Genomic DNA, 19,659 nt, shown 5'->3' with positions numbered 1-19,659 from the left:
AGCAAAAAAATCGCTGTTAACGCCCCGGAAAACCCGGTGGCATCATGCCTTTCATGCTACGCATCATTTTTGCCATACCGCCATTTTTCATCTTTTTCATCATGCGCTGCATGTCGTCAAACTGTTTTAACAAGCGATTGACGTCTTGCACCTGCATGCCTGACCCGGTGGCGATACGACGTTTGCGTGACCCTTTGATGATTTCCGGTTTGGCGCGTTCCTGTTGCGTCATCGAGTTGATGATGGCTTCCATACGCACCAGCACTTTGTCATCCATTTGGGATTTTACGTTGTCCGGCAACTGTCCCACGCCCGGCAACTTGCTCATCATACTGGCCATGCCGCCCATGTTGCGCATCTGCTTAAGCTGATCGAGGAAGTCGGTTAAATCAAAACCGTCACCTTTTTTCAGCTTTTTCGCCAATTTTTCCGCCTGAGAGCGGTCAACTTTGCTTTCGATATCTTCGATCAGGGAAAGCACATCCCCCATACCGAGAATACGTGATGCAATACGCTCGGGATGGAACGGCTCCAACGCTTCGGTCTTTTCGCCGACGCCGAGGAACTTGATCGGTTTGCCGGTAATATGACGAATTGACAGCGCCGCACCACCGCGCGCATCACCATCAATTTTAGTCAGAATCACACCGGTGAGCGGCAGTGCCTCATTAAAGGCTTTTGCGGTATTGGCCGCATCCTGACCGGTCATGGCATCAACGACAAACAGGGTTTCGACTGGCTTGATAGCCGCATGCACCTGCTTGATTTCGTCCATCATCGCTTCGTCTACGTGCAGACGACCGGCAGTATCCACCAGCAGCACATCGTAAAACTTCAGCTTGGCGTGTTGCAGCGCGCGGTTGACGATATCAAGCGGCTTCTCCTGCACGTCGGAGGGGAAGAAATCCACCTCCACCGTTTGTGCCAGCGTTTCCAACTGTTTAATCGCCGCAGGGCGGTATACGTCCGCAGAAACCACCAGCACTTTTTTCTTGTGCTTTTCACGCAGGAATTTGCCCAGCTTAGCCACACTGGTGGTTTTACCCGCCCCTTGCAAACCCGCCATCAGCACCACGGCCGGCGGTTGTGCGGCCAGATTCAGGGCTTCGTTGGTCTCTCCCATCGCGGCAACAAGTTCGTTTTTGACGATCTTGATGAATTCCTGGCCCGGCGACAGGCTTTTGTTTACTTCATGCCCGACGGCACTTTCCTTGACCCGATTGATAAAATCACGCACCACAGGGAGCGCCACATCGGCTTCCAGTAAGGCCATGCGCACTTCGCGCAGGGTGTCTTTGATGTTGTCTTCAGTCAACCGTCCGCGGCCACTGATGTTGCGCAATGTGCGCGAGAGTCTGTCAGTTAAGTTATCAAACATTATCTTGTGCTCAACGAATGGCGGGCCGCATACGCGACACCCTGGACAAATATGGCTGATTATACCATGAAAGACGAAACGATTGCTGTGAAGCACGACGATAACCGGTTGGTGCGTGACGAGACAACCGCTATACTGGCACTCCCTATCACTTCACCAGCCGCTCAATGCGTTGATCACTATGCCACTCTTTGCCATTACAGCGTTAGTCGCCTATTCAATCAGTCTGGGACTGATTATTCCTGGCCTATTGCGCAAACAGAGTGCCTACCGTCGGTTGGCGATGATCTCCGCGACAGTGGCCCTGATCTGCCACGCGATTACGCTCTATCACCGTATTTTTGATGTGCAAACCGGGCAAAACCTTAGCCTGCTGAATATCGGCTCGACCATCAGCCTGATGATATGTACCGTGATGACGGTGGTTGCGTCGCGCAATCGCGGCTGGTTTCTGCTGCCTATCGTTTACGCGTTTGCACTTATCAATCTGGCCTTTGCCAGCTTTTTGCCCGGCGAATTTATCACGCATCTGGAAAAGACACCGGGGCTGCTGTTCCATATCGGGCTGGCGTTGTTCTCTTACGCTACCCTGATTATTGCCGCGCTCTATGCGCTGCAATTGGCACTGATCGATTATCTGCTCAAAAACAAAAAGCTGAGCATGGTGTCTGAAATGCCGCCGCTGTTGAGCATCGAACGAAAGATGTTTCATGTCACGCAAATTGGCGTGATCCTGCTGACGATGACGTTGTGTAGCGGGTTGTTTTACATGGAGAACATCATCGAAAACAAAGAGAACCTTCACAAGGCGCTGTTCTCTCTGTTTGCCTGGTTCAACTATATTCTGCTGCTGTGGGGACATTACCACGAAGGGTGGCGCGGACGCCGCGTGGTGTGGTTCAGCATGGTGGGCGCACTGTTACTGACGCTGGCCTACTTCGGCAGCCGTGTTATTCAGCACTTTGTTGCACAGTAATACGCGTCGAGCGTGACGAGAGACGAACAAAAAAAGGCACCTGGTGAAGGGTGCCTTTTTTATTGTTAGATATGCAATTCTGCCAGTTTATCTTTCGGTAACGCCAGATCGTCGTTCTGGTTGACACCAATCGGATGCGCCAGAATATGGCGCGCAATATCCTGCGCCTCTTCCAGAGAGTGCATCTCAAAGGTGCCGCACTGGAACTCGTTTAGCTCAGGGATTTTGCGCTGATCGGTCACTTTGAGCACATCCTCCATCGCTGCGCTCCAGGCACTGGACACGCGTTGCTCTGCCGGTGTGCCAATCAGGCTCATGTAAAATCCCGTGCGGCAACCCATCGGAGAAATATCGATAATCTCGACGCCATCACCGTTGAGATGGTTGCGCATGAAACCGGCAAACAGGTGCTCCAGCGTATGGATACCGCGCTCCGGCATCACCTCTTTGTTCGGGCGACAGAAACGCAGATCGAACACGGTGATGGTGTCGCCATGAGGGGTTGTCATGGTTTTAGCCACCCGAACCGCGGGTGCGTCCATACGGGTATGGTCTACGGTAAAGCTATCTAATAACGGCATGTTGCCACCTCCTCACAGAAAAAAATGACTTTTTTCATCTTTCCAAGAAACTTTTTGGTTCCCAACGAGTCTGACTCTATGAAAGACGCGCATTTATTATCATCATCCCTATTTCTCAGAGATGTTTTTCGGCCACGGCTCATACCGTGGCCTTTTCTTTATCTACTGTCCACTCAAGCCTGAGTAGCCGCCAGATAGGCCTCGAACGACAGCGTATCTTGCGCTTCCAGCGCGCGCTGTTTTTGCCAGGCGCGTTCACTCTCGGCAACAAACTGTGCCTCCGTCAACACGGCTAAAGGCTCCTGGCTGAGCTGCTCACGATAACGGTCTGCCAGCGTCAAGCCAAGGTTACCGCATCCTTGCGCTTTCAATAGCGGCAATAAGCGGCCAGAGAACGTGTTTTCCGGTTTATCGAACCCGATGCTCAGTTCATCACAAACCTGCTGATAATAGGGCTGTTCATGCTCTCTATCCAGCACTTCTGCCACACGGCGCAGATCGCGGAACAACGCATGCCCAACATCGGCCAATGGCTGTTGTCGCGTTTCGCATCCCATGCCGACGGTCAAGCCCGGTTTGCGCCCTTCCAGAATAATACGGTTCCAGTTTTTACGGGTACATTGCAGTTCAGCACTGTCCATTTCCGGCGCATCGGCCAGTGCGCACCAGATCAGGAACAGATCGAGGAAACGCACCTGCTCAGCGCTGACACCCGACGGCGTAAAGGGGTTGATATCCAGTGAGCGTACTTCAATATACTCAATGCCGCCGCGCATAAGCGCATCAGAGGGCGTCTCGCCACTGCGTGTGACACGTTTAGGGCGGATCGGCGCATACAGCTCGTTTTCAATCTGCAACACGTTGGTATTGAGCTGCAAGTAGCGATCGCCTTGTTTAACGCCCATCGCGGCATATTCCGCTGACGGCGTCTTGATCGCGCGCTTCAGCGCTGCCACGTAGCCATCCAGCGTGTTAAACGTGATGCCCAGGTTGCTCTGTGATTTATTGGTGTAGCCCAAATCGCTCAAGCGCAACGAGGTCGCGTAAGGAAGATAATAGAGCCCGTTTTCGCCACGTTCAAACGGCAGTGCCGTTTCTCGTCCCTGCAAAAAGGAAGAGCAGATGGCGGGCGATGCGCCAAACAGATAAGGAATCACCCAGCCGAAACGGTAGTAGTTACGGATCAAACGAAAATAGCCAGCAGAGATCTCTTGTTTGCCACTTTCCGCGTCAGTCACGCCCGCACGCGCTTGCCAGAATGCCAGCGGCAGTGAAAAGTTGTAATGCACGCCGGAAATGGTCTGCATCAACGCACCGTAGCGGTTTTTCAACCCTTCACGATAGAGCGTTTTAAACCGGCCAATGTTCGATGTGCCGTACTGAGCCAGCTCGATATTCGTCTCATCGGGAATAAAGCACGGCATGCTAAACGGCCACAGCCGTTCAGATCCCATGTTACGCGCGACATAACGGTGAATATCCTGCAAGAATGCCAACAGGTGATCGACATCCTGATCGACTGGCGTAATAAACTCCAATAATGCTTCTGCAAAATCAGTGGTAATCCAGGGGTGGGTTAATGCCGCCCCTAAATTTTCCGGGTGCCCTGTCTGTGCCAAATGTCCATTAGGCTGTACGCGCAACGTTTCGCGTTCAATACCGCGTTGAATCCCCTTCACCGCATCAGGGTGATGTTCAAGCCAGGTCAACGCTTGTGATATATCCGGGATCAAATCGACCTCCCGCTGTTAGATGTAATGATTGTTCGCATAATGAAATCGTATCATCTCTACAAAAATACAGTGCTACACGTTATGACCATAAAGTCATTCCTTGTAATGCCACAATGGCCACCACGATATAACGCAGCGCTTTACCGATACAGATAAAAAGCGTGGAGTAAAACCACGGCATGCGCAGCCATCCCGCAGCAACGCACAGCACATCGCCAATAACCGGCACCCAACTCAACAACAGCGCCGCAGGACCATAACGCTGCAACCAGCGTAGCGCCGTTAACGTGCCAGTACGCGGTTTTGGCTGTGGCAAAATACGCCCCAGCACCAGATTGGTCATGCCGCCCAGCGTGTTGCCTATCGTCGCGACGACAATCAGCGGCACCGCGCCGGTAACCTTAGCCACCAGTAAAGAGACCAGCAGCACTTCAGAGCTGCCGGGCAATAATGTCGCGCTGAGAAAACTACTCCAGAAGAGAGAAACCAGTCCCCAAAAGGCACTCACAGCGTGCGGACATCGACAACAGCCATGTTTGCACGCTGTGCTGCCTGAATGCCAAAATCCGCATCTTCGAATACGACACAGGCTTCAGGCTCTACCTGCATGAGCTGGGCGCAGCGCAGGAAGGTGTCAGGAAACGGTTTATGATGCAGTACATCCTCCGCGCCGACAATACCAACAAAGCAGTCGCGCAAGCCAAGATGGCGCAGCAGCCTGTCAGCCAGATGGCGTGGGCTACCGGTGCCAACCGTCATCGGCCGACGTCCCTGATACGCTTTCACCACCTCAATCAAGGGCAGCGGTTTTACCGTATCAAACAGCATCTCTTCCACCAGCGCCAGCTTTTCAGTCGCCAGCGCCTTTGGGTCCATATCCACGTTATGCCGGGCCAGGATCACCGCTGCAATTTTCTCAATGGGAGCACCATTGTACGCCACCATTTCCTGAGCATCATAGGTCATGCCGTACTTACCCAGAATGATGTGCCAGGCAGCGCGGTGAGTGGGCTCGGTATCGAGGATGGTGCCATCCATATCAAAAATGAGGCCTTGATAACGATCGTACATCGTGACTCCGTGAATAGCGCAAAAGAGCCGTTACTTTAGCGCAAAGTCAAAATGATGTCGCTGGTTCAATAAAACCACAAAAAGCAAGGTTATCTGTGTATCAACAGCTGGCAAGGATAGGTTAGCCGTCTGTAAGTCATGCTGAGGGTAAAATCAGGGAGAAAGCGCGAGATATCAAGGTTTACAACAAGAGGAATGGTGCATCCAGGAGGATTCGAACCTCCGACCGCTCGGTTCGTAGCCGAGTACTCTATCCAGCTGAGCTATGGATGCATTGAAAACAACAATTCGTCAGTTATGTAAACCTGAGATACTTATTCCGGGATTGACATCGAAGAATGGTGCATCCAGGAGGATTCGAACCTCCGACCGCTCGGTTCGTAGCCGAGTACTCTATCCAGCTGAGCTATGGATGCATAATGGTGCATCCAGGAGGATTCGAACCTCCGACCGCTCGGTTCGTAGCCGAGTACTCTATCCAGCTGAGCTATGGATGCGCAGTAAATGGCGGTGAGGGAGGGATTCGAACCCTCGATGCAGCTTTTGACCGCATACTCCCTTAGCAGGGGAGCGCCTTCAGCCTCTCGGCCACCTCACCAATACGCTAACCTTCGAACCGCGATGATGATGTTTCCTTCATCGTGCTCACCGGTACTGCGTGGCGCACATATTACTTTCCCGGACTTATAAGTCAAACAATTTTTCCCAACTCGTGGTTGTTTGAACAAATCACACCCAACACGCGCAGATTCACAGCGAAAAGTCTATTTTATCAACAGCGTTAACGGCTATTGATGCCTCTGACAAAATACGCGCATCAGCGACTTAAACGGCACGGGGGAGTAAACAGGGAAGCTAAAACGAACGCGTCCCGCCTAAATGGCGAGACGCTTGGTAAATCAGTAGGACGTCGGTTGCGATTTTTCCGCTTGGATCCGCTGGTAAATCTCTTCGCGGTGAACAGAAACTTCTTTCGGCGCATTAACACCAATACGAACCTGGTTGCCCTTTACCCCTAGCACGGTAACCGTCACCTCATCGCCAATCATGAGGGTTTCGCCAACTCGACGAGTCAAAATAAGCATTCTTTGCTCCTTGAAAGATTATAAAGAGTCGGGTCTCTTTGTCTCCCCGCCATTCTCCATCATGCGCCGTGAAAACATAAACCTGAATGGGGAAACGCACTCCGCCATCTTACTCCAGTGTATCGTTACTTTTAGTTTAGTCGATGTCAGCCGTTTGCGCTGTTTTATCACGACATTTGTTATCACAACAAAGAGCTACGGCCTGCCCGGCTTACAAACTCAAGCGCGGCAGACCGCTATTTCCCCTAGTGCACTTCCCTGGCTTAAGGGGAAACGCCAAAAAGAATTTTTTGGCGTTTCGTTGAGATAACACACTATTTATAGTTATAGCCTATCCGTTACCCATGTTTCAACGCTAGATAGTGCCGAAGGTAAAGCGGCAGGGTTGTTGCCCCCGGCTTGTGCCATATCGGGACGCCCGCCCCCTTTGCCACCGACCTGTTGAGCGATAAAGCCAATCAATTCACCCGCTTTAACACGATCGGTCAAATCCTTCGTGACGCCGGAAATCAAACTGACTTTATCCTCTGAGACGGTTGCCAGCACAATGATGGCTGAACCGAGCTGGTTCTTCAGATCGTCCACCATAGTACGCAATAATTTCGGGTCAGTGTTATCTAACTGTGTTACCAACAGTTTCGCACCCTTGATCGCTTTCGCTTGTGAGGAGAGCGAGGCACTTTCCTGGGCTGCCTGCTGTTCTTTCAACTGTTGCAGCTCTTTTTCCAACTGACGAGTACGATCCAGCAGGGAACGCACTTTTTCCGCCACGTTATGGCTATCACCTTTGACCAGTTGGGTCACATCCTGCAATACGTCACTTTGACGATGCAGCGCCGCCAGTGCCCCACTGCCGGTTACGGCTTCAATGCGTCGAATGCCTGCTGCCGTCCCGGATTCAGAGATAATCTGGAACAAACCGATGTCCCCGGTACGTTTGGCGTGCGTACCGCCGCACAGCTCGATGGAGAAATCGCCCATGGTTAATACACGCACGTGGTCTTCATATTTCTCGCCGAACAGCGCCATTGCGCCTTTGGCTTTCGCATCCGACAGCGCCATCACGTTAGTGTCAACGTCGTGGTTACGACGAATCTGCGCGTTGACGATATCTTCCACCTGGCGGATTTGCGCTGCTGTCATCGCTTCCGGTTGTGAGAAGTCAAAGCGCAGGTAGTTATCGTTAACCAACGAGCCTTTCTGCGCAACGTGATCGCCCAGTACCTGACGCAGCGCGGCATGCAGCAAGTGAGTGGCGGAGTGGTTAAGACGAATTCGATCGCGACGTTCGCTATCGACATCAGCGTTGACCGTATCATTGACGCGCAGCGTACCCTGCGTCAGGGCACCCAGATGGCCGATTGCCTGACCAAACTTTTGGGTATTCCCTACGCTAAAACGCACGTTGGCATTGTGCAGCGTCCCGGTGTCGCCGACCTGACCACCGGATTCACCATAGAACGGCGTTTCATTGAGGATAACCACGCCCTCTTCGCCGGCATTGATGACATCTACCGCCTGGCCATTTTGATAGAGCGCGATAACCGTGGCCTGTTGCTGCGTCTTGTCGTATCCCGTAAACGGCGTTGCCGCATCAACACGAATCAGGGTGTTATAATCGATGCCGAACCCGCTGGTTTCACGCGCGCGCTGGCGTTGTGCTTCCATCGCACGCTCAAAACCTTGCTTATCCACCGTCAGATCGTGCTCACGACACACGTCTTCCGTTAAATCGAACGGGAAGCCGTAAGTGTCATACAGGCGGAACGCCGTCTCACCGTCCAGCACGTTCCCTTTCAGGTTTTTAATCTCTTCATCCAGCAGGCTGAGGCCACGTTCCAGCGTGCGGGCGAACTGCTCTTCTTCCGCTTTCAGCGCCTGTTCAACCACCGCTTGCTGCTGTTTCAATTCATCAGCCGCAGATCCCATAACCTGAATCAGTGGCGCAACCAATTTATAGAAGAAGGCGTCTTTGGCCCCGAGGAAATTACCGTGACGCACTGCGCGACGAATAATGCGGCGCAGAACATAACCACGGTTTTCGTTGGATGGCATAACCCCGTCAGCGATCAGGAATGCGCAGGAACGGATATGGTCAGCGATAACGCGCAAGGATTTGTTGCTCAGATCCTGAGTGCCAATAATCCGCGCCGCCTCTTGGATCAATGTAGAAAATACATCGATCTCGTAGTTGGAATTGACGTGTTGCAGTACCGCAGTAACACGTTCCAGTCCCATCCCTGTATCAACAGACGGTTTAGGCAACGGCACCATGGTGCCATCAGCCTGACGGTTGAACTGCATAAATACCAGGTTCCAGATCTCGATATAGCGATCGCCATCTTCATCCGGGCTTCCCGGAGGGCCGCCCTGAATGTGGTCGCCGTGATCGTAAAAAATTTCCGAACACGGACCACATGGGCCGGTATCACCCATCTGCCAGAAGTTGTCAGACGCGTACTGACCACCCTTGTTGTCGCCAATACGGATAATACGCTCAGCGGGTACGCCGACTTCGTTTGCCCAGATGTCATAGGCCTCATCGTCGGTGGCATATACCGTTACCCACAATTTTTCTTTGGGCAGGTTAAACCATTGCGCACCGGTCAGCAGTTCCCATGCATATTGAATGGCATCACGCTTGAAGTAGTCACCGAAGCTGAAATTACCCAGCATTTCAAAGAAAGTGTGGTGACGCGCGGTGTACCCGACATTGTCTAAATCGTTATGCTTACCGCCCGCACGCACGCAGCGCTGTGACGTGGTGGCACGCTGATAGTTACGCTTGTCCAGCCCCAGGAAAACATCCTTGAACTGGTTCATTCCCGCGTTGGTAAACAGTAATGTCGGATCGTTATTCGGTACCAGTGAACTACTGGAAACGATCTGGTGCCCTTTACTCTGGAAAAAATCGAGAAACGCTTGACGGATCTCAGCGGTGCTCTTGCTCATAATTGTCCTGGAATGAAACTAAAAGAACAGATCGTGGGCAAGGCTAGTGCAGCATACTGACGCTACCCGTGCAACTCACGAACAAAAAGTGGGAATAAGATAAATTTTCTTCGGGGGGAAGTAAAACACCGGATGCATTCAATGCGAAAAATTCGTATAAATGTCCTGAATTTCATCATGCGAAAAGCCGCGAGTTAACAAATATCGTTGCTGTTTTGCTTTTTCTTTCCAGTCTATTGGCGGCACATCACCAAATTTACGCGTTGCTACCTGCTGCGCTAAGGCGAACCAATCAATTTCACATTCCAGCAATGCGGATGAAATAACAGAACGCGAAAGGCCTTTCTGACGTAATTCCGCGACAATACGCTGAGTGCCATAGCCTTTTCGGCTTCTTCCATGAATGTAGCGCAGAGCAAACCGCGCATCGTCCAACCAACCGTGCTCATGACAATATGCCAAGGCGGCATCAATATCAGCGGCGTCAAAGGCCGGATCAATGCGAGCCGTCAACTTACGACGCAACTCTCCTTCGCTGTGATCGCGTACCGCTAACAGGCGCATGGCAATGGTCAGTGCGTTGACAGAGGGGGTTGATGGTGTCATTGAAGATACATGTTGGTGAGGGAGCACGACAAACGGTAGATACTGCTTGTCATGCTCCTTGCAAGTGACTTAACGCGTTTTAAAATTCGCCGTTACTTTCATTACCCGCGGTTTCTGCATCATCATAGAAACCCGCTTCGCTTGCTGGCGCAGGCACATGATCTTTGTTGTGCAGCAGCATTTCACGCAGCTTTTTGTCCAATTCGGCCGCGATAGCCGGGTTTTCTTTCAGATAGTTGCACGCATTCGCTTTGCCCTGCCCGATCTTGTCGCCGTTGTAGCTATACCAGGCGCCCGCTTTCTCAATCAGCTTATGTTTCACGCCAAGATCGACCAACTCACCGTGGATGTTGATCCCTTCTCCGTACATAATCTGGAACTCAGCCTGTTTAAAAGGCGCAGCCACTTTGTTTTTCACCACTTTCACGCGGGTTTCGCTACCCACCACCTCTTCTCCATCTTTGATGGAGCCAATGCGGCGGATATCGAGACGCACAGAGGCATAAAACTTCAGCGCGTTACCCCCGGTGGTGGTTTCCGGGTTACCAAACATAACGCCAATTTTCATACGGATCTGGTTGATAAAAATCAGCAGCGTATTTGCCTGCTTCAGGTTACCGGCCAGCTTACGCATCGCCTGGCTCATCATGCGAGCTGCCAGCCCCATGTGGGAATCACCGATTTCACCTTCGATTTCCGCTTTCGGCGTCAGTGCCGCCACGGAGTCAACGATGATCACATCCACCGCGCCTGAACGCGTCAACGCATCGCAAATCTCTAACGCCTGTTCGCCGGTATCTGGCTGAGAACACAGCAGGTTATCGATGTCGACACCCAGTTTTTTGGCATAAATCGGATCGAGCGCATGTTCAGCATCGATAAATGCGCAGGTTTTACCTTCACGCTGTGCAGCAGCGATAACTTGCAGCGTTAATGTGGTTTTACCTGACGATTCTGGTCCGTAAATTTCAACGATACGCCCCATTGGCAGCCCACCCGCCCCCAAGGCAATATCGAGTGACAGGGAGCCGGTAGAGATCGTTTCAACGTCCATTGAGCGGTCTTCGCCCAGACGCATGATAGAACCTTTACCAAATTGCTTTTCGATCTGGCCCAGCGCAGCCGCCAATGCCTTTTGTTTGTTCTCGTCAATAGCCATTTCTACTCCTGTCATGCGGCGTAACGCTCTCGCTACACGGCCGCGCGCTTTATGTGACTGACACTGGTATGTAATCAAACAGGCGTGTCACCGAATCATTAACAGCATTATACTGTATACGCATACAGCATCAAGATTATTTTTGCAGAAATCCATCCAAAAGTATCTGAAGTGCGAAACGCACTGCCTGAAGCCGCACAGCATGCCGGTCGCCGAGAAACAACATTTCACGCGCCAGCAGGTTACCGTGCTTGTCGCACCAGCCAAACCAGACGGTGCCAACGGGTTTTTCGTCAGAACCGCCGTCAGGGCCTGCAATGCCGCTCACGGACAGTGAATAATCGGCCCCCGCCACGCGCAATGCCCCCTGCGCCATTTCCCGTACCGTCTGTTCACTCACCGCGCCGTACTGAGCGAGCGTTTGCTCACTGACACCGATGAGGCGCTGTTTGGCCTGGTTGCTGTAAGTGACAAATCCATAGTCAAACCAGCCGGAACTCCCCGCGACATCAGTAATCGATTTCGCTATCCAGCCTCCGGTACAGGATTCTGCACAGGTCATCTTGGCACCCAACGCGGTCAGGCGCGCACCAATCTGGGCGCTTAACTGCAAAATCTCGGCTTCCATGTTCACTCCACGTTGATTGAGGATATAGCATCACAGCGTATCATTTTCACACGGGTTCGCCCTCCCCCGCCACGCTGTTGCGTGCCTTATTCCAGAATTCGGCGCGAAAAGTAAAGGGGGCGGAGGGAGAGGCATACCCATTGGGGGGTTAAGACGCGAGGGAATGTAAAATGGCTAAAGGGGTTTTGCGGGATTACATGCAACCAGCACAGCTGGTACAACGCCAATCCTGCGGATTGATCGCCTGATAAAAAAAGCGGAAATAGCACTCTTCAATAGGAACCTGGTTATTTTCGAAACAGTCGGCCAACCAGTCTACATTTTCTACAATCCAATCATCTTCATCCAATCCGTCACGATATAATTCATCCTCAGGATCGATGATCGAATATATTCCCAGCGTTCCCAGATGTTTTTCCTGATAGGACGTTGGCAGGCTAAATGCATTGGACTGAAAGGTAATGATCCAGTGCCCATGGCACAGGAGGTTACCATTGCGGCTCCATGCAGCTGTGAATGGATTATTCATGTTATTAATCCCCTCTCCCAAAAAAGCGGAGGGGAAATTAACACGAGACGGGCGGCAAGTAAATAATCCGTAAAGAGTAAGGGGGAATGTTAATTATCTCGGCGAAATATATGTATATTTCGCCACTCAATAAAGCAAATTTAAATAACAGCATTGATATATCGCAATAAAACAGATAATAATAACAAGAGAATACGGGTATGTATTCAAGGCTCTTTTTATCCGTTCTGTATATCCGTCATGAAAATGTCACAGTGAGCGATTATTGTGTGCGGATAATAATAACAGACGATAGCTCGTAAACGACATGCTGCCCCGCCTCGGGGCTTTTTTCCCCTGACGCGGAGAATGTTCATGACGTTTCCCTCCATCCGACGCCTACGAACGTCAGACTGCCCTGCCTTCAAACAGCTACGACTCGAAAGCCTGCTTAATCACCCTGACGCTTATCAGGCATCCTGGGAAGAAGAGAGTCAGAAAAATGACGCGTGGTTCAATACGCGTATCAGGCAAAATGTCATTTTCGGCGCTTTTACGCCCGAAGCGCGCCTGATTGGCCTGTGCTGCTATAGGCGCCCCCAGACGCTGAAATCCGCCCACAAAGGCATTGTGTGGGGCATGTATGTGGCACCAGACTACCGGGGTAAAGGGATTTCCCTGCAATTGCTCAATCACACCATCTCACACGCTCGCTCGCGGGCGCACATACTATTGCTGAGCGTGACATCCTCCAATCTGGCAGCGTATCGCTTGTATCAAAAGGCCGGTTTTTGCCAATATGGACAGGAGCCGGATGCCATGAAGCTGGGCGACATCTACTACAGTGAACGCCTGATGTTCTTCCCTTTGCGTTAGCTACGCGTCTGCCAGAAACAGGGCAAACCTTGCCTAAGCGGAAAGAAGCGGCAAAAATAACCAGCAATGTTGTAAGCTGTATGTCCACATCACTGAGGATCCTGCGTGCCATCTTCTTTCTTTAAATCATTGGGTTTTGCCAGTAAGCGCGCTCCTGATGCCTTAAGCGGGAGCATCACTATCGCGCATTCTGCTGATGCACTGTATGCCTTGTGGCGCAAGCCGGAAACGCTGCCGGTGCTGATGAGCCACTTTGCGACGATCACTATCCTTAACCAGACGGATTCCCTGTGGCGAGCCAACACGCCGCTCGGCTCGCTGCTGGAGTGGCGAGCACGCATCGTGGAAGAGAAACCGGGAGAAGCCATGCATTGGCGTTCACTCCCTGGCGCATTGGTTCCGAACGAAGGGAGGCTGACGTTCTCGCCGGCGCCCAATGGCGAGGTTAACGTCACCTTGTGGATTCGATTTACACCGCCAGGTGGACTGATCGGCAGAAAAGTAGGCCAGCTGTTCACGTTATTTTCAAACGATATGCTGAAACAAACGCTGGAGCGCTTTAAAAAAATGGCCGATGAGCAACAATTGCCGTCAGCTTAACGCACCTGACTACGCTGCCACTGTTTGCTCTATCGCCAGAAGAGCAGTGCCCAATAAGCATTGGAGACCCTATGCTGGAACTCATTAAGACCGTGGGGCTGGGCCTGGTGTTGATTTTGCCCTTGGCCAACCCGTTGACCACCATTGCGGTATTTCTTGCCCTGGCGAGTGACATGAGTGAGGGAGAGCGTAACCGGCAGATATTTCAAACCTCACTGTACGTGTTTATCATCATGATGGTGGCCTTTTATGGTGGGCAACTGATCATGAATACCTTGGGCATATCAATTCCCGGCTTGCGCATCGCCGGTGGACTGATCGTGGCCTTCATCGGTTTTCGCATGCTCTTCCCACCCCACCAGCGAGAACACGGACCTGAGGCCGCCAGCAAAGCGGATGAAATCAACCGAAGCCCTTCAGCAAACCGAGTTAATATTGCCTTTGTGCCACTGGCCATGCCCAGTACCGCGGGGCCCGGCACCATCGCGCTCATCATCAGTACCGCCTCGCAAATTAAAAGCGGGGTGGCGATTACCCCCTGGATCGTGACGGTTGCCCCCGTCCTCACCTTTCTGATGACCAGCGTGATCCTTTGGGTATGCCTACGCAGCTCTGGCTACATTGTGCGTCTGCTGGGCAAAAGCGGTATTGAGGCCATCGCGCGTTTGATGGGATTCTTGCTGGTATGTATGGGGGTTCAATTTGTCATCAATGGCATGCTGGAGATCGTGACGACCCTGCCGGCCAAATAACAGATAAAAAAAACCCGCCTCGAGGGCGGGAAAAGTGACTCTCTTGACAGGGATGGAAATCACAACATTGACAAGGGATGTAGAGACAATAGCAGATGAAATGTATAGAAGTGTCTGTGCGAGGTAAGGTTAGCCGGAGGGATGTAAAGCGTGGTTTTCAAACATAACGATTTGCATCATCAGGGGAGCCTGTTTCAGGAATTAGTCTGACCAATAACGCGTTAGGGCGTCTGGCAGACAGGTTTACCATCATCAAGGAACCACGAATGAAATTATTTACCTATGAGCATTGCCCGTTCTGTGTGAGAGCCAGAATGATTTTTGGACTGAAGAACACACCGTTTGAATTGGCGATCATCATGGAGGGGGATGTGGAAACGCCGACGCGGATGGTTGGCCGCAAAGTGGTCCCTATTCTGCAAAAAGAGGATGGCAGTTTCATGCCTGAAAGCATGGATATTGTTCACTATGTGGATAGTCTGAAAGCACCGCGAGTCGCAGACCAGCCGGTAGACAGTGCCATTGAAGCATGGTGCAAATCAGCCTCTGGCGTGGTGTTCAAACTGGCGGTTCCGCGTTTCACTGAAGGTGAATTTGCCGAGCTGGCAACACAACCGGCTCGTCAGGCTTTCCGGCAGCGTGAAGAAAAAGCATTTGGCGACTTACAGGCACTGCTGGCGGAAACACCGGCCCTGATTCGCGACGTTGAGCAAAAATTGGCAGAGTTGGAAACCTTACTCCCTGCGGACGAGACCTTCTCAACCACGGACTTTATCCTGTTCCCCATCCTGCGATCGCTGACTATTGTAAAAGGCATTCACTACGGACCTCGTGTGAGTGAATACCTACATCGTGTCGCCGCCGCCGCCCAGATTGATTTACTGACAGCCCAGGCGCGTTAATTCACTGCGGCACACCCCATGCGCTCAGAATAGCCGGGGTAGGCATGACAGTGACGGGATTGCCCGGCAGGCTGAGCCCCGCCCACACCTCATTATGCTGACCGATGAGCTGCTGGGCGCTGGCATAAGTACGATCCGCCGTGGTGTGGGCATCCGCCACCACGGTGATCGCATAACCTTTGCTGGCCCCCACCTTGATCGTGGTATCTACGCAATAATCGGTCGCACAACCGCACACGGTAAAGGCGCGGGTTCCCAGGCGCTGTAAAAGATCATCCAGCGTCGTATGCCAAAACGCATCACAGGCGGTTTTAGTGACATAGTGCGCATGCGCTGGCTGGTGTAATTCTGGGATGATTTGCCATAAATCACCGTCAACGCACATTTCCCCTTCGGCATGTTGGATGAAAATAACAGCGTCGGCGGCATCAATCAGCTGATTGATCAATGCAGCCTTGCCCTGTTTATCGTAACGAGGCACCGCAAAAACCCCGACTTGCATATCAACCACGACCAAAACGTTATTTTTCATCATCACCTCAACGTAAAAAAGCCAAGGTTGTGTGGCTGTCACACAACCTTGGCTTGATGCACAATTAGCTTTATGCAAAAAAGTTACGCGGTTTGCAAATCGCCGCAAAACCCTTAACGACTGAGGCTTGCGCCCCCGCCTTTTTTCATCACGCCACGGATCTCCGATTCCTGTACCAAGTTCAAGTCACCGCTAATCGTCAATTTCAGAACGCTGGCCGCAATCGCAAAATCGATGGACTCCTGAGCGTCAAACTGATGCAGGATACCGTGCATCAACCCGGCGCCGAAAGCATCACCCGCCGCAACGCCTTCCATCACGTGCAGGTTATAGCGCGTCGTTTCGTGAAACACGCCATCGCGCAACAGCAGCCCCATCCATTGGCTGTCTTCGACCGAGCGAATATTACGCAGTACGCTGGCAACCATTTTACATCCCGGATAACGGCGCGTGACCTCCAGCATCCCCTCTTTAAACGCATCAATCTGTTCGATGCCACGCGACATGTCGCCATCAAAGGCTTTTATACCCAGCGTGGCTTCAAAATCCTCATCGTTGGCAATGCAAATCGTCACGTAGTTCATCAGTTTTGACATGACACGCTGCGCTTTTTCCGCAGACCACATTTTGCCGCGATAATTCATATCGCACACTACCGGAATATTATGCTGTTGGCAGTAAAGGCAAGCGGTGGTCACGGCCTGCTCTAGTTCAGCAGAAATTGCCGGCGTGATGCCCGAGAAATAGAAGTAATCGACGTCTTGCAGCAGTGTTTCCCAATCAAACTCGGTTTGATTGGCGGTAGCAAATGCGCTGCCTGCGCGATCGTAAACCACGTTGGTAGAACGGACGCTGGCCCCTTTTTCAAAAAAGTAGATCCCCAGACGGGGGCCGCCGCGTAACACTTTATGCGTATCGACGCCGTATTTACGCAACGTCGAGAGTGCCGTTTCGCCCAGCAAATTTTCCGGCAGCTTGGTGAGATAAGCAGAATCATTGCCTAACAGAGCAAGGGAAACCGCCACGTTAGCCTCTGCGCCACCGTAAACCGCTTCGAATGCATCGGACTGCATAATACGGTTATTGCCCTGCGGCTTGAGCCGCAACATCATTTCCCCAAACGTTAATACTTTCATTTTTCATCCATCTTTAGGTTTATTACGCCATGACGCGTGATTATTCTACTTTGTCATAATTTGGCCGGTACAGGTACGATAAATGGCAATAACTAATGAGCGTTATGGACTAACCACGTCGGTATTTATTCCAACACCGCATATATACCCTAAATAATTCGCGTTGCAGGAAGGCGACAAGTGAAAGAATCCCGATGAGCTTACTCAGGTAAGTGCTTCGAATGAGTGAGCGCAGTCAACGCGCCTGCAACTTGAAGAATGACGGGTATAACATGGACATTATTGATAGCACCGCTGTCAAAATGCAGCACGATAGCCAGTTACACAAACGAAACAAATCACCCTCACTACAGAAAAAGACACGCAACATAAACATCCATGACGGGTTCGCTATTTGGCGCACGTGGAGCCATTTCTATTTCATATTATCTAACACTGGCGCGTTGCGTATGATAACAACAGGTGAAAAGAGTGGTAATACCACGCTAATCGTCACCATAAAACGATAATTATCAAAAAGCATCATGAGGAATATATGCGGTCAATGAAAAATATCTCTCTCGGTGTTCTGCTAAGCGCTGGCTTCTCTACCATTATTGTCATCGGCCTGCTGGTTGCCGCCTTTGGACGGATCGCGTTGAGTAAAACCAGCGATCACATTGAATATTATGAGAAACACCATTTAACCAATCTTATTTCAATGCAGGATTTAAAGGATAACCTAAACAGCGCCACCAAAGCCGCATTAATCATGGCCTTCCAGGATGATATTAACAGTCAGGCAGAAAGTGAAGCCGTGGTCGAACAAATGCTGGGAGGCAACAAGCTACTGCTAACACGGTTAAAAGAAACAATCTTGCTGCCAAATTTGCTCGCGACACTCGATAATTTTAACAAAACCTACGCTGACTATATCGCCATCACTCAGCAAACCGTGAATCTGGCAAAAAATGGTCAACTGCTTGATGCGCAATCTCTGGCGATAGAAAAGTTACAGCCAATACAAATGAGGCTGTTTCAAGAAATTTCAGCCATGATCCAACAACAACAAGATAGCACCACTCAAGCGGCGGCCGAATCGACGCAGGGTGCACGCCTGTCTGGCAATATACAGTTGCTATTGGCTGCCATCGCAGCGCTATTGGGCATGACCATCGCAGGGTTGACGACGCGCCATATTAAAAGGCAACTGGGCGGCGAACCGGCTTACGCCATGCAGGTTGTACAACAAATAGCGCAAGGTAATCTAGCCACACACATTACGATTCCCGCTGGACAGCAAACCAGCCTGTTATCCGCCATGCAAGAGATGCGCGATAATTTACGCAACATTGTGCTGGAAGTCCGCGACAGCAGCGAATCTATCTCCGTGGGGGCTAACGACATTGCAGCCAGCAGTACCAATTTGAGTCAACGCACTGAACAGCAAGCGGCCAATTTACAACAAACCGCCGCATCGATTGAACAAATCAGCCAAACCATTCATCAAAATGCAGATACCGTGCGGACCACAACGCAGCAAGCGGACACCGCCAGCAACATTGCCGCCAAAAGCGGTGAAGCCATCGCCGATATCGTACAAACCATGAGTGAGATTAGCCAAAGCTCAAACAAGATCAATGAAATCATTGCCGTCATTGATGGTATTGCTTTTCAAACCAACATCCTGGCGCTCAATGCTGCGGTTGAAGCGGCGCGAGCCGGGGAACAAGGGCGCGGTTTTGCCGTGGTGGCTGGAGAAGTTCGCTCTCTGGCGCAACGTTCTGCATCTGCGGCAAAAGAAATTAAAACGCTCATTCAGGATAGCGTCGGCTGCGTGAATAACGGTTCACAGTTGGTCAGTCGAGCCGGTGCGACTATTGACGAACTGGTAAAACAATCGCGCCACGTCGCGGTGAGCGTGAATGAGATTGGCGTGACCACACAAGAACAGGAGCAAGGCGTCAGACAAATCAATGATGCCGTCAGCCAATTGGATCTCGTCACCCAACAAAATACGGTTTTGGTGGAAGAATCAAGCAGCGTTGCCGACGGTTTACGCGATCAGGCGCAACACCTGGTCTCCTTGATGAGCGTATTCCAGGTAAATGCGTCACGCCCCTCAGCCGGGAGAAACCCAACAGTCACGACACCGCCACTCGGTTTAGCACTGCAAAAGAGAAATATTGCCTGATATTTTCACAG

Annotated in this window: 19 protein-coding genes and 4 tRNA genes; 6 read left to right on the top strand and 17 right to left on the bottom strand. The window is 51.4% G+C overall.

What is annotated here, in order from left to right; all coding sequences use genetic code 11:
- Positions 1-16: 16 nt before the first annotated feature.
- Complete coding sequence (gene ffh / locus J5069_RS22080) at positions 17-1,378, bottom strand: signal recognition particle protein (RefSeq protein ID WP_264645852.1); 1,362 nt, start codon at positions 1,376-1,378, stop codon at positions 17-19.
- A gap of 181 nt (positions 1,379-1,559) precedes the next feature.
- On the opposite strand from ffh, the gene J5069_RS22075 reads away from it, so the two are divergent.
- Positions 1,560-2,354, top strand: a complete 795-nt coding sequence (locus tag J5069_RS22075) for an inner membrane protein YpjD (RefSeq protein ID WP_264645874.1) — start codon at positions 1,560-1,562, stop codon at positions 2,352-2,354.
- Between the two features lie 65 nt (positions 2,355-2,419).
- On the opposite strand, the gene luxS is transcribed toward J5069_RS22075, so the two are convergent.
- The 14 genes from luxS to J5069_RS22005 all read right to left on the bottom strand — a co-directional run bounded on the left by luxS (position 2,420) and on the right by J5069_RS22005 (position 12,698).
- Positions 2,420-2,935 carry an S-ribosylhomocysteine lyase gene (luxS, locus tag J5069_RS22070; RefSeq protein WP_264645851.1) on the bottom strand — a complete coding sequence of 172 codons (516 nt, stop codon included), beginning with the start codon at positions 2,933-2,935 and terminating at the stop codon, positions 2,420-2,422.
- A gap of 173 nt (positions 2,936-3,108) precedes the next feature.
- Positions 3,109-4,668 (bottom strand): glutamate--cysteine ligase, encoded by a 1,560-nt coding sequence (gene gshA / locus J5069_RS22065; protein ID WP_264645850.1) that lies wholly within the window; start codon positions 4,666-4,668, stop codon positions 3,109-3,111.
- A 79-nt stretch (positions 4,669-4,747) separates the two neighbouring features.
- Positions 4,748-5,176, bottom strand: coding sequence for a YqaA family protein (locus tag J5069_RS22060; RefSeq protein ID WP_264645849.1), 429 nt, complete (start codon positions 5,174-5,176; stop codon positions 4,748-4,750).
- Positions 5,173-5,739 carry a fructose-1-phosphate/6-phosphogluconate phosphatase gene (gene yqaB, locus J5069_RS22055; RefSeq protein ID WP_264645848.1) on the bottom strand — a complete coding sequence of 189 codons (567 nt, stop codon included), beginning with the start codon at positions 5,737-5,739 and terminating at the stop codon, positions 5,173-5,175. Before yqaB ends, J5069_RS22060 begins: the two co-directional genes overlap by 4 nt.
- Before the next feature lie 196 nt (positions 5,740-5,935).
- Positions 5,936-6,012 (bottom strand) — tRNA-Arg (locus J5069_RS22050).
- A 66-nt stretch (positions 6,013-6,078) separates the two neighbouring features.
- A tRNA-Arg gene (locus J5069_RS22045) sits at positions 6,079-6,155 on the bottom strand.
- Between the two features lie 4 nt (positions 6,156-6,159).
- A tRNA-Arg gene (locus J5069_RS22040) sits at positions 6,160-6,236 on the bottom strand.
- An 8-nt stretch (positions 6,237-6,244) separates the two neighbouring features.
- Positions 6,245-6,337: transfer RNA gene (locus J5069_RS22035), tRNA-Ser, on the bottom strand.
- A 301-nt stretch (positions 6,338-6,638) separates the two neighbouring features.
- Entirely contained in the window at positions 6,639-6,824 is a 186-nt protein-coding gene (gene csrA / locus J5069_RS22030) for a carbon storage regulator CsrA (RefSeq protein WP_005972168.1), read from the bottom strand.
- A 324-nt stretch (positions 6,825-7,148) separates the two neighbouring features.
- Entirely contained in the window at positions 7,149-9,776 is a 2,628-nt protein-coding gene (gene alaS / locus J5069_RS22025; protein WP_264645847.1) for an alanine--tRNA ligase, read from the bottom strand.
- Between the two features lie 138 nt (positions 9,777-9,914).
- Complete coding sequence (locus J5069_RS22020) at positions 9,915-10,382, bottom strand: regulatory protein RecX (RefSeq protein ID WP_264645846.1); 468 nt, start codon at positions 10,380-10,382, stop codon at positions 9,915-9,917.
- A gap of 79 nt (positions 10,383-10,461) precedes the next feature.
- Positions 10,462-11,541: a recombinase RecA gene (gene recA / locus J5069_RS22015; protein ID WP_264645845.1), complete on the bottom strand. Its 1,080-nt coding sequence runs from the start codon at positions 11,539-11,541 to the stop codon at positions 10,462-10,464.
- A 136-nt stretch (positions 11,542-11,677) separates the two neighbouring features.
- Positions 11,678-12,169: a nicotinamide-nucleotide amidase gene (pncC, locus tag J5069_RS22010; RefSeq protein WP_264645844.1), complete on the bottom strand. Its 492-nt coding sequence runs from the start codon at positions 12,167-12,169 to the stop codon at positions 11,678-11,680.
- Positions 12,170-12,362: 193 nt separating this feature from the next.
- Complete coding sequence (locus J5069_RS22005) at positions 12,363-12,698, bottom strand: hypothetical protein (RefSeq protein WP_264645843.1); 336 nt, start codon at positions 12,696-12,698, stop codon at positions 12,363-12,365.
- 354 nt (positions 12,699-13,052) lie between these two features.
- Between J5069_RS22005 and J5069_RS22000 the strand changes: the two genes are divergently transcribed.
- From J5069_RS22000 to grxB, 4 genes are all read left to right on the top strand, one after another.
- Positions 13,053-13,553 carry a GNAT family N-acetyltransferase gene (locus tag J5069_RS22000; RefSeq protein WP_264645842.1) on the top strand — a complete coding sequence of 167 codons (501 nt, stop codon included), beginning with the start codon at positions 13,053-13,055 and terminating at the stop codon, positions 13,551-13,553.
- 105 nt (positions 13,554-13,658) lie between these two features.
- Complete coding sequence (locus tag J5069_RS21995; RefSeq protein ID WP_222157893.1) at positions 13,659-14,153, top strand: SRPBCC family protein; 495 nt, start codon at positions 13,659-13,661, stop codon at positions 14,151-14,153.
- A 71-nt stretch (positions 14,154-14,224) separates the two neighbouring features.
- Positions 14,225-14,905, top strand: coding sequence for a MarC family NAAT transporter (locus J5069_RS21990; RefSeq protein WP_264645841.1), 681 nt, complete (start codon positions 14,225-14,227; stop codon positions 14,903-14,905).
- Between the two features lie 266 nt (positions 14,906-15,171).
- Positions 15,172-15,807, top strand: coding sequence for a glutaredoxin 2 (gene grxB / locus J5069_RS21985; protein ID WP_264645840.1), 636 nt, complete (start codon positions 15,172-15,174; stop codon positions 15,805-15,807).
- A 1-nt stretch (position 15,808) separates the two neighbouring features.
- On the opposite strand, the gene J5069_RS21980 is transcribed toward grxB, so the two are convergent.
- Both J5069_RS21980 and J5069_RS21975 read right to left on the bottom strand, forming a co-directional pair.
- Positions 15,809-16,342, bottom strand: coding sequence for an isochorismatase family protein (locus J5069_RS21980; RefSeq protein WP_264628635.1), 534 nt, complete (start codon positions 16,340-16,342; stop codon positions 15,809-15,811).
- Between the two features lie 110 nt (positions 16,343-16,452).
- Positions 16,453-17,475 (bottom strand): sugar kinase, encoded by a 1,023-nt coding sequence (locus J5069_RS21975; RefSeq protein ID WP_264645839.1) that lies wholly within the window; start codon positions 17,473-17,475, stop codon positions 16,453-16,455.
- Between the two features lie 544 nt (positions 17,476-18,019).
- On the opposite strand from J5069_RS21975, the gene J5069_RS21970 reads away from it, so the two are divergent.
- A complete protein-coding gene (locus J5069_RS21970; protein ID WP_264645838.1) occupies positions 18,020-19,648 on the top strand; it encodes a methyl-accepting chemotaxis protein in 1,629 nt (542 codons plus the stop codon).
- Positions 19,649-19,659 lie beyond the last annotated feature (11 nt).

Source organism: Candidatus Symbiopectobacterium sp. NZEC127 (assembly GCF_025962675.1).
Lineage (GTDB): Bacteria > Pseudomonadota > Gammaproteobacteria > Enterobacterales > Enterobacteriaceae > Symbiopectobacterium.
The sequence above is the reverse complement of the archived record's forward strand: the minus strand, read 5'-3'. Positions and strand labels throughout refer to the sequence as shown.

Coding starts and splice junctions, on each gene's coding strand:
- grxB (WP_264645840.1), top strand. CDS start 15,172: ATGAAATTATTTACCTATGAGCATTGCCCGTTCTGTGTGAGAGCCAGA.
- alaS (WP_264645847.1), bottom strand. CDS start 9,776: ATGAGCAAGAGCACCGCTGAGATCCGTCAAGCGTTTCTCGATTTTTTC.
- J5069_RS21970 (WP_264645838.1), top strand. CDS start 18,020: ATGAAAAATATCTCTCTCGGTGTTCTGCTAAGCGCTGGCTTCTCTACC.
- ffh (WP_264645852.1), bottom strand. CDS start 1,378: ATGTTTGATAACTTAACTGACAGACTCTCGCGCACATTGCGCAACATC.
- J5069_RS22000 (WP_264645842.1), top strand. CDS start 13,053: ATGACGTTTCCCTCCATCCGACGCCTACGAACGTCAGACTGCCCTGCC.
- pncC (WP_264645844.1), bottom strand. CDS start 12,169: ATGGAAGCCGAGATTTTGCAGTTAAGCGCCCAGATTGGTGCGCGCCTG.
- J5069_RS22020 (WP_264645846.1), bottom strand. CDS start 10,382: ATGACACCATCAACCCCCTCTGTCAACGCACTGACCATTGCCATGCGC.
- recA (WP_264645845.1), bottom strand. CDS start 11,541: ATGGCTATTGACGAGAACAAACAAAAGGCATTGGCGGCTGCGCTGGGC.
- J5069_RS21990 (WP_264645841.1), top strand. CDS start 14,225: ATGCTGGAACTCATTAAGACCGTGGGGCTGGGCCTGGTGTTGATTTTG.
- J5069_RS22005 (WP_264645843.1), bottom strand. CDS start 12,698: ATGAATAATCCATTCACAGCTGCATGGAGCCGCAATGGTAACCTCCTG.
- yqaB (WP_264645848.1), bottom strand. CDS start 5,739: ATGTACGATCGTTATCAAGGCCTCATTTTTGATATGGATGGCACCATC.
- luxS (WP_264645851.1), bottom strand. CDS start 2,935: ATGCCGTTATTAGATAGCTTTACCGTAGACCATACCCGTATGGACGCA.
- J5069_RS21980 (WP_264628635.1), bottom strand. CDS start 16,342: ATGATGAAAAATAACGTTTTGGTCGTGGTTGATATGCAAGTCGGGGTT.
- J5069_RS22075 (WP_264645874.1), top strand. CDS start 1,560: ATGCCACTCTTTGCCATTACAGCGTTAGTCGCCTATTCAATCAGTCTG.
- J5069_RS21975 (WP_264645839.1), bottom strand. CDS start 17,475: ATGAAAGTATTAACGTTTGGGGAAATGATGTTGCGGCTCAAGCCGCAG.
- csrA (WP_005972168.1), bottom strand. CDS start 6,824: ATGCTTATTTTGACTCGTCGAGTTGGCGAAACCCTCATGATTGGCGAT.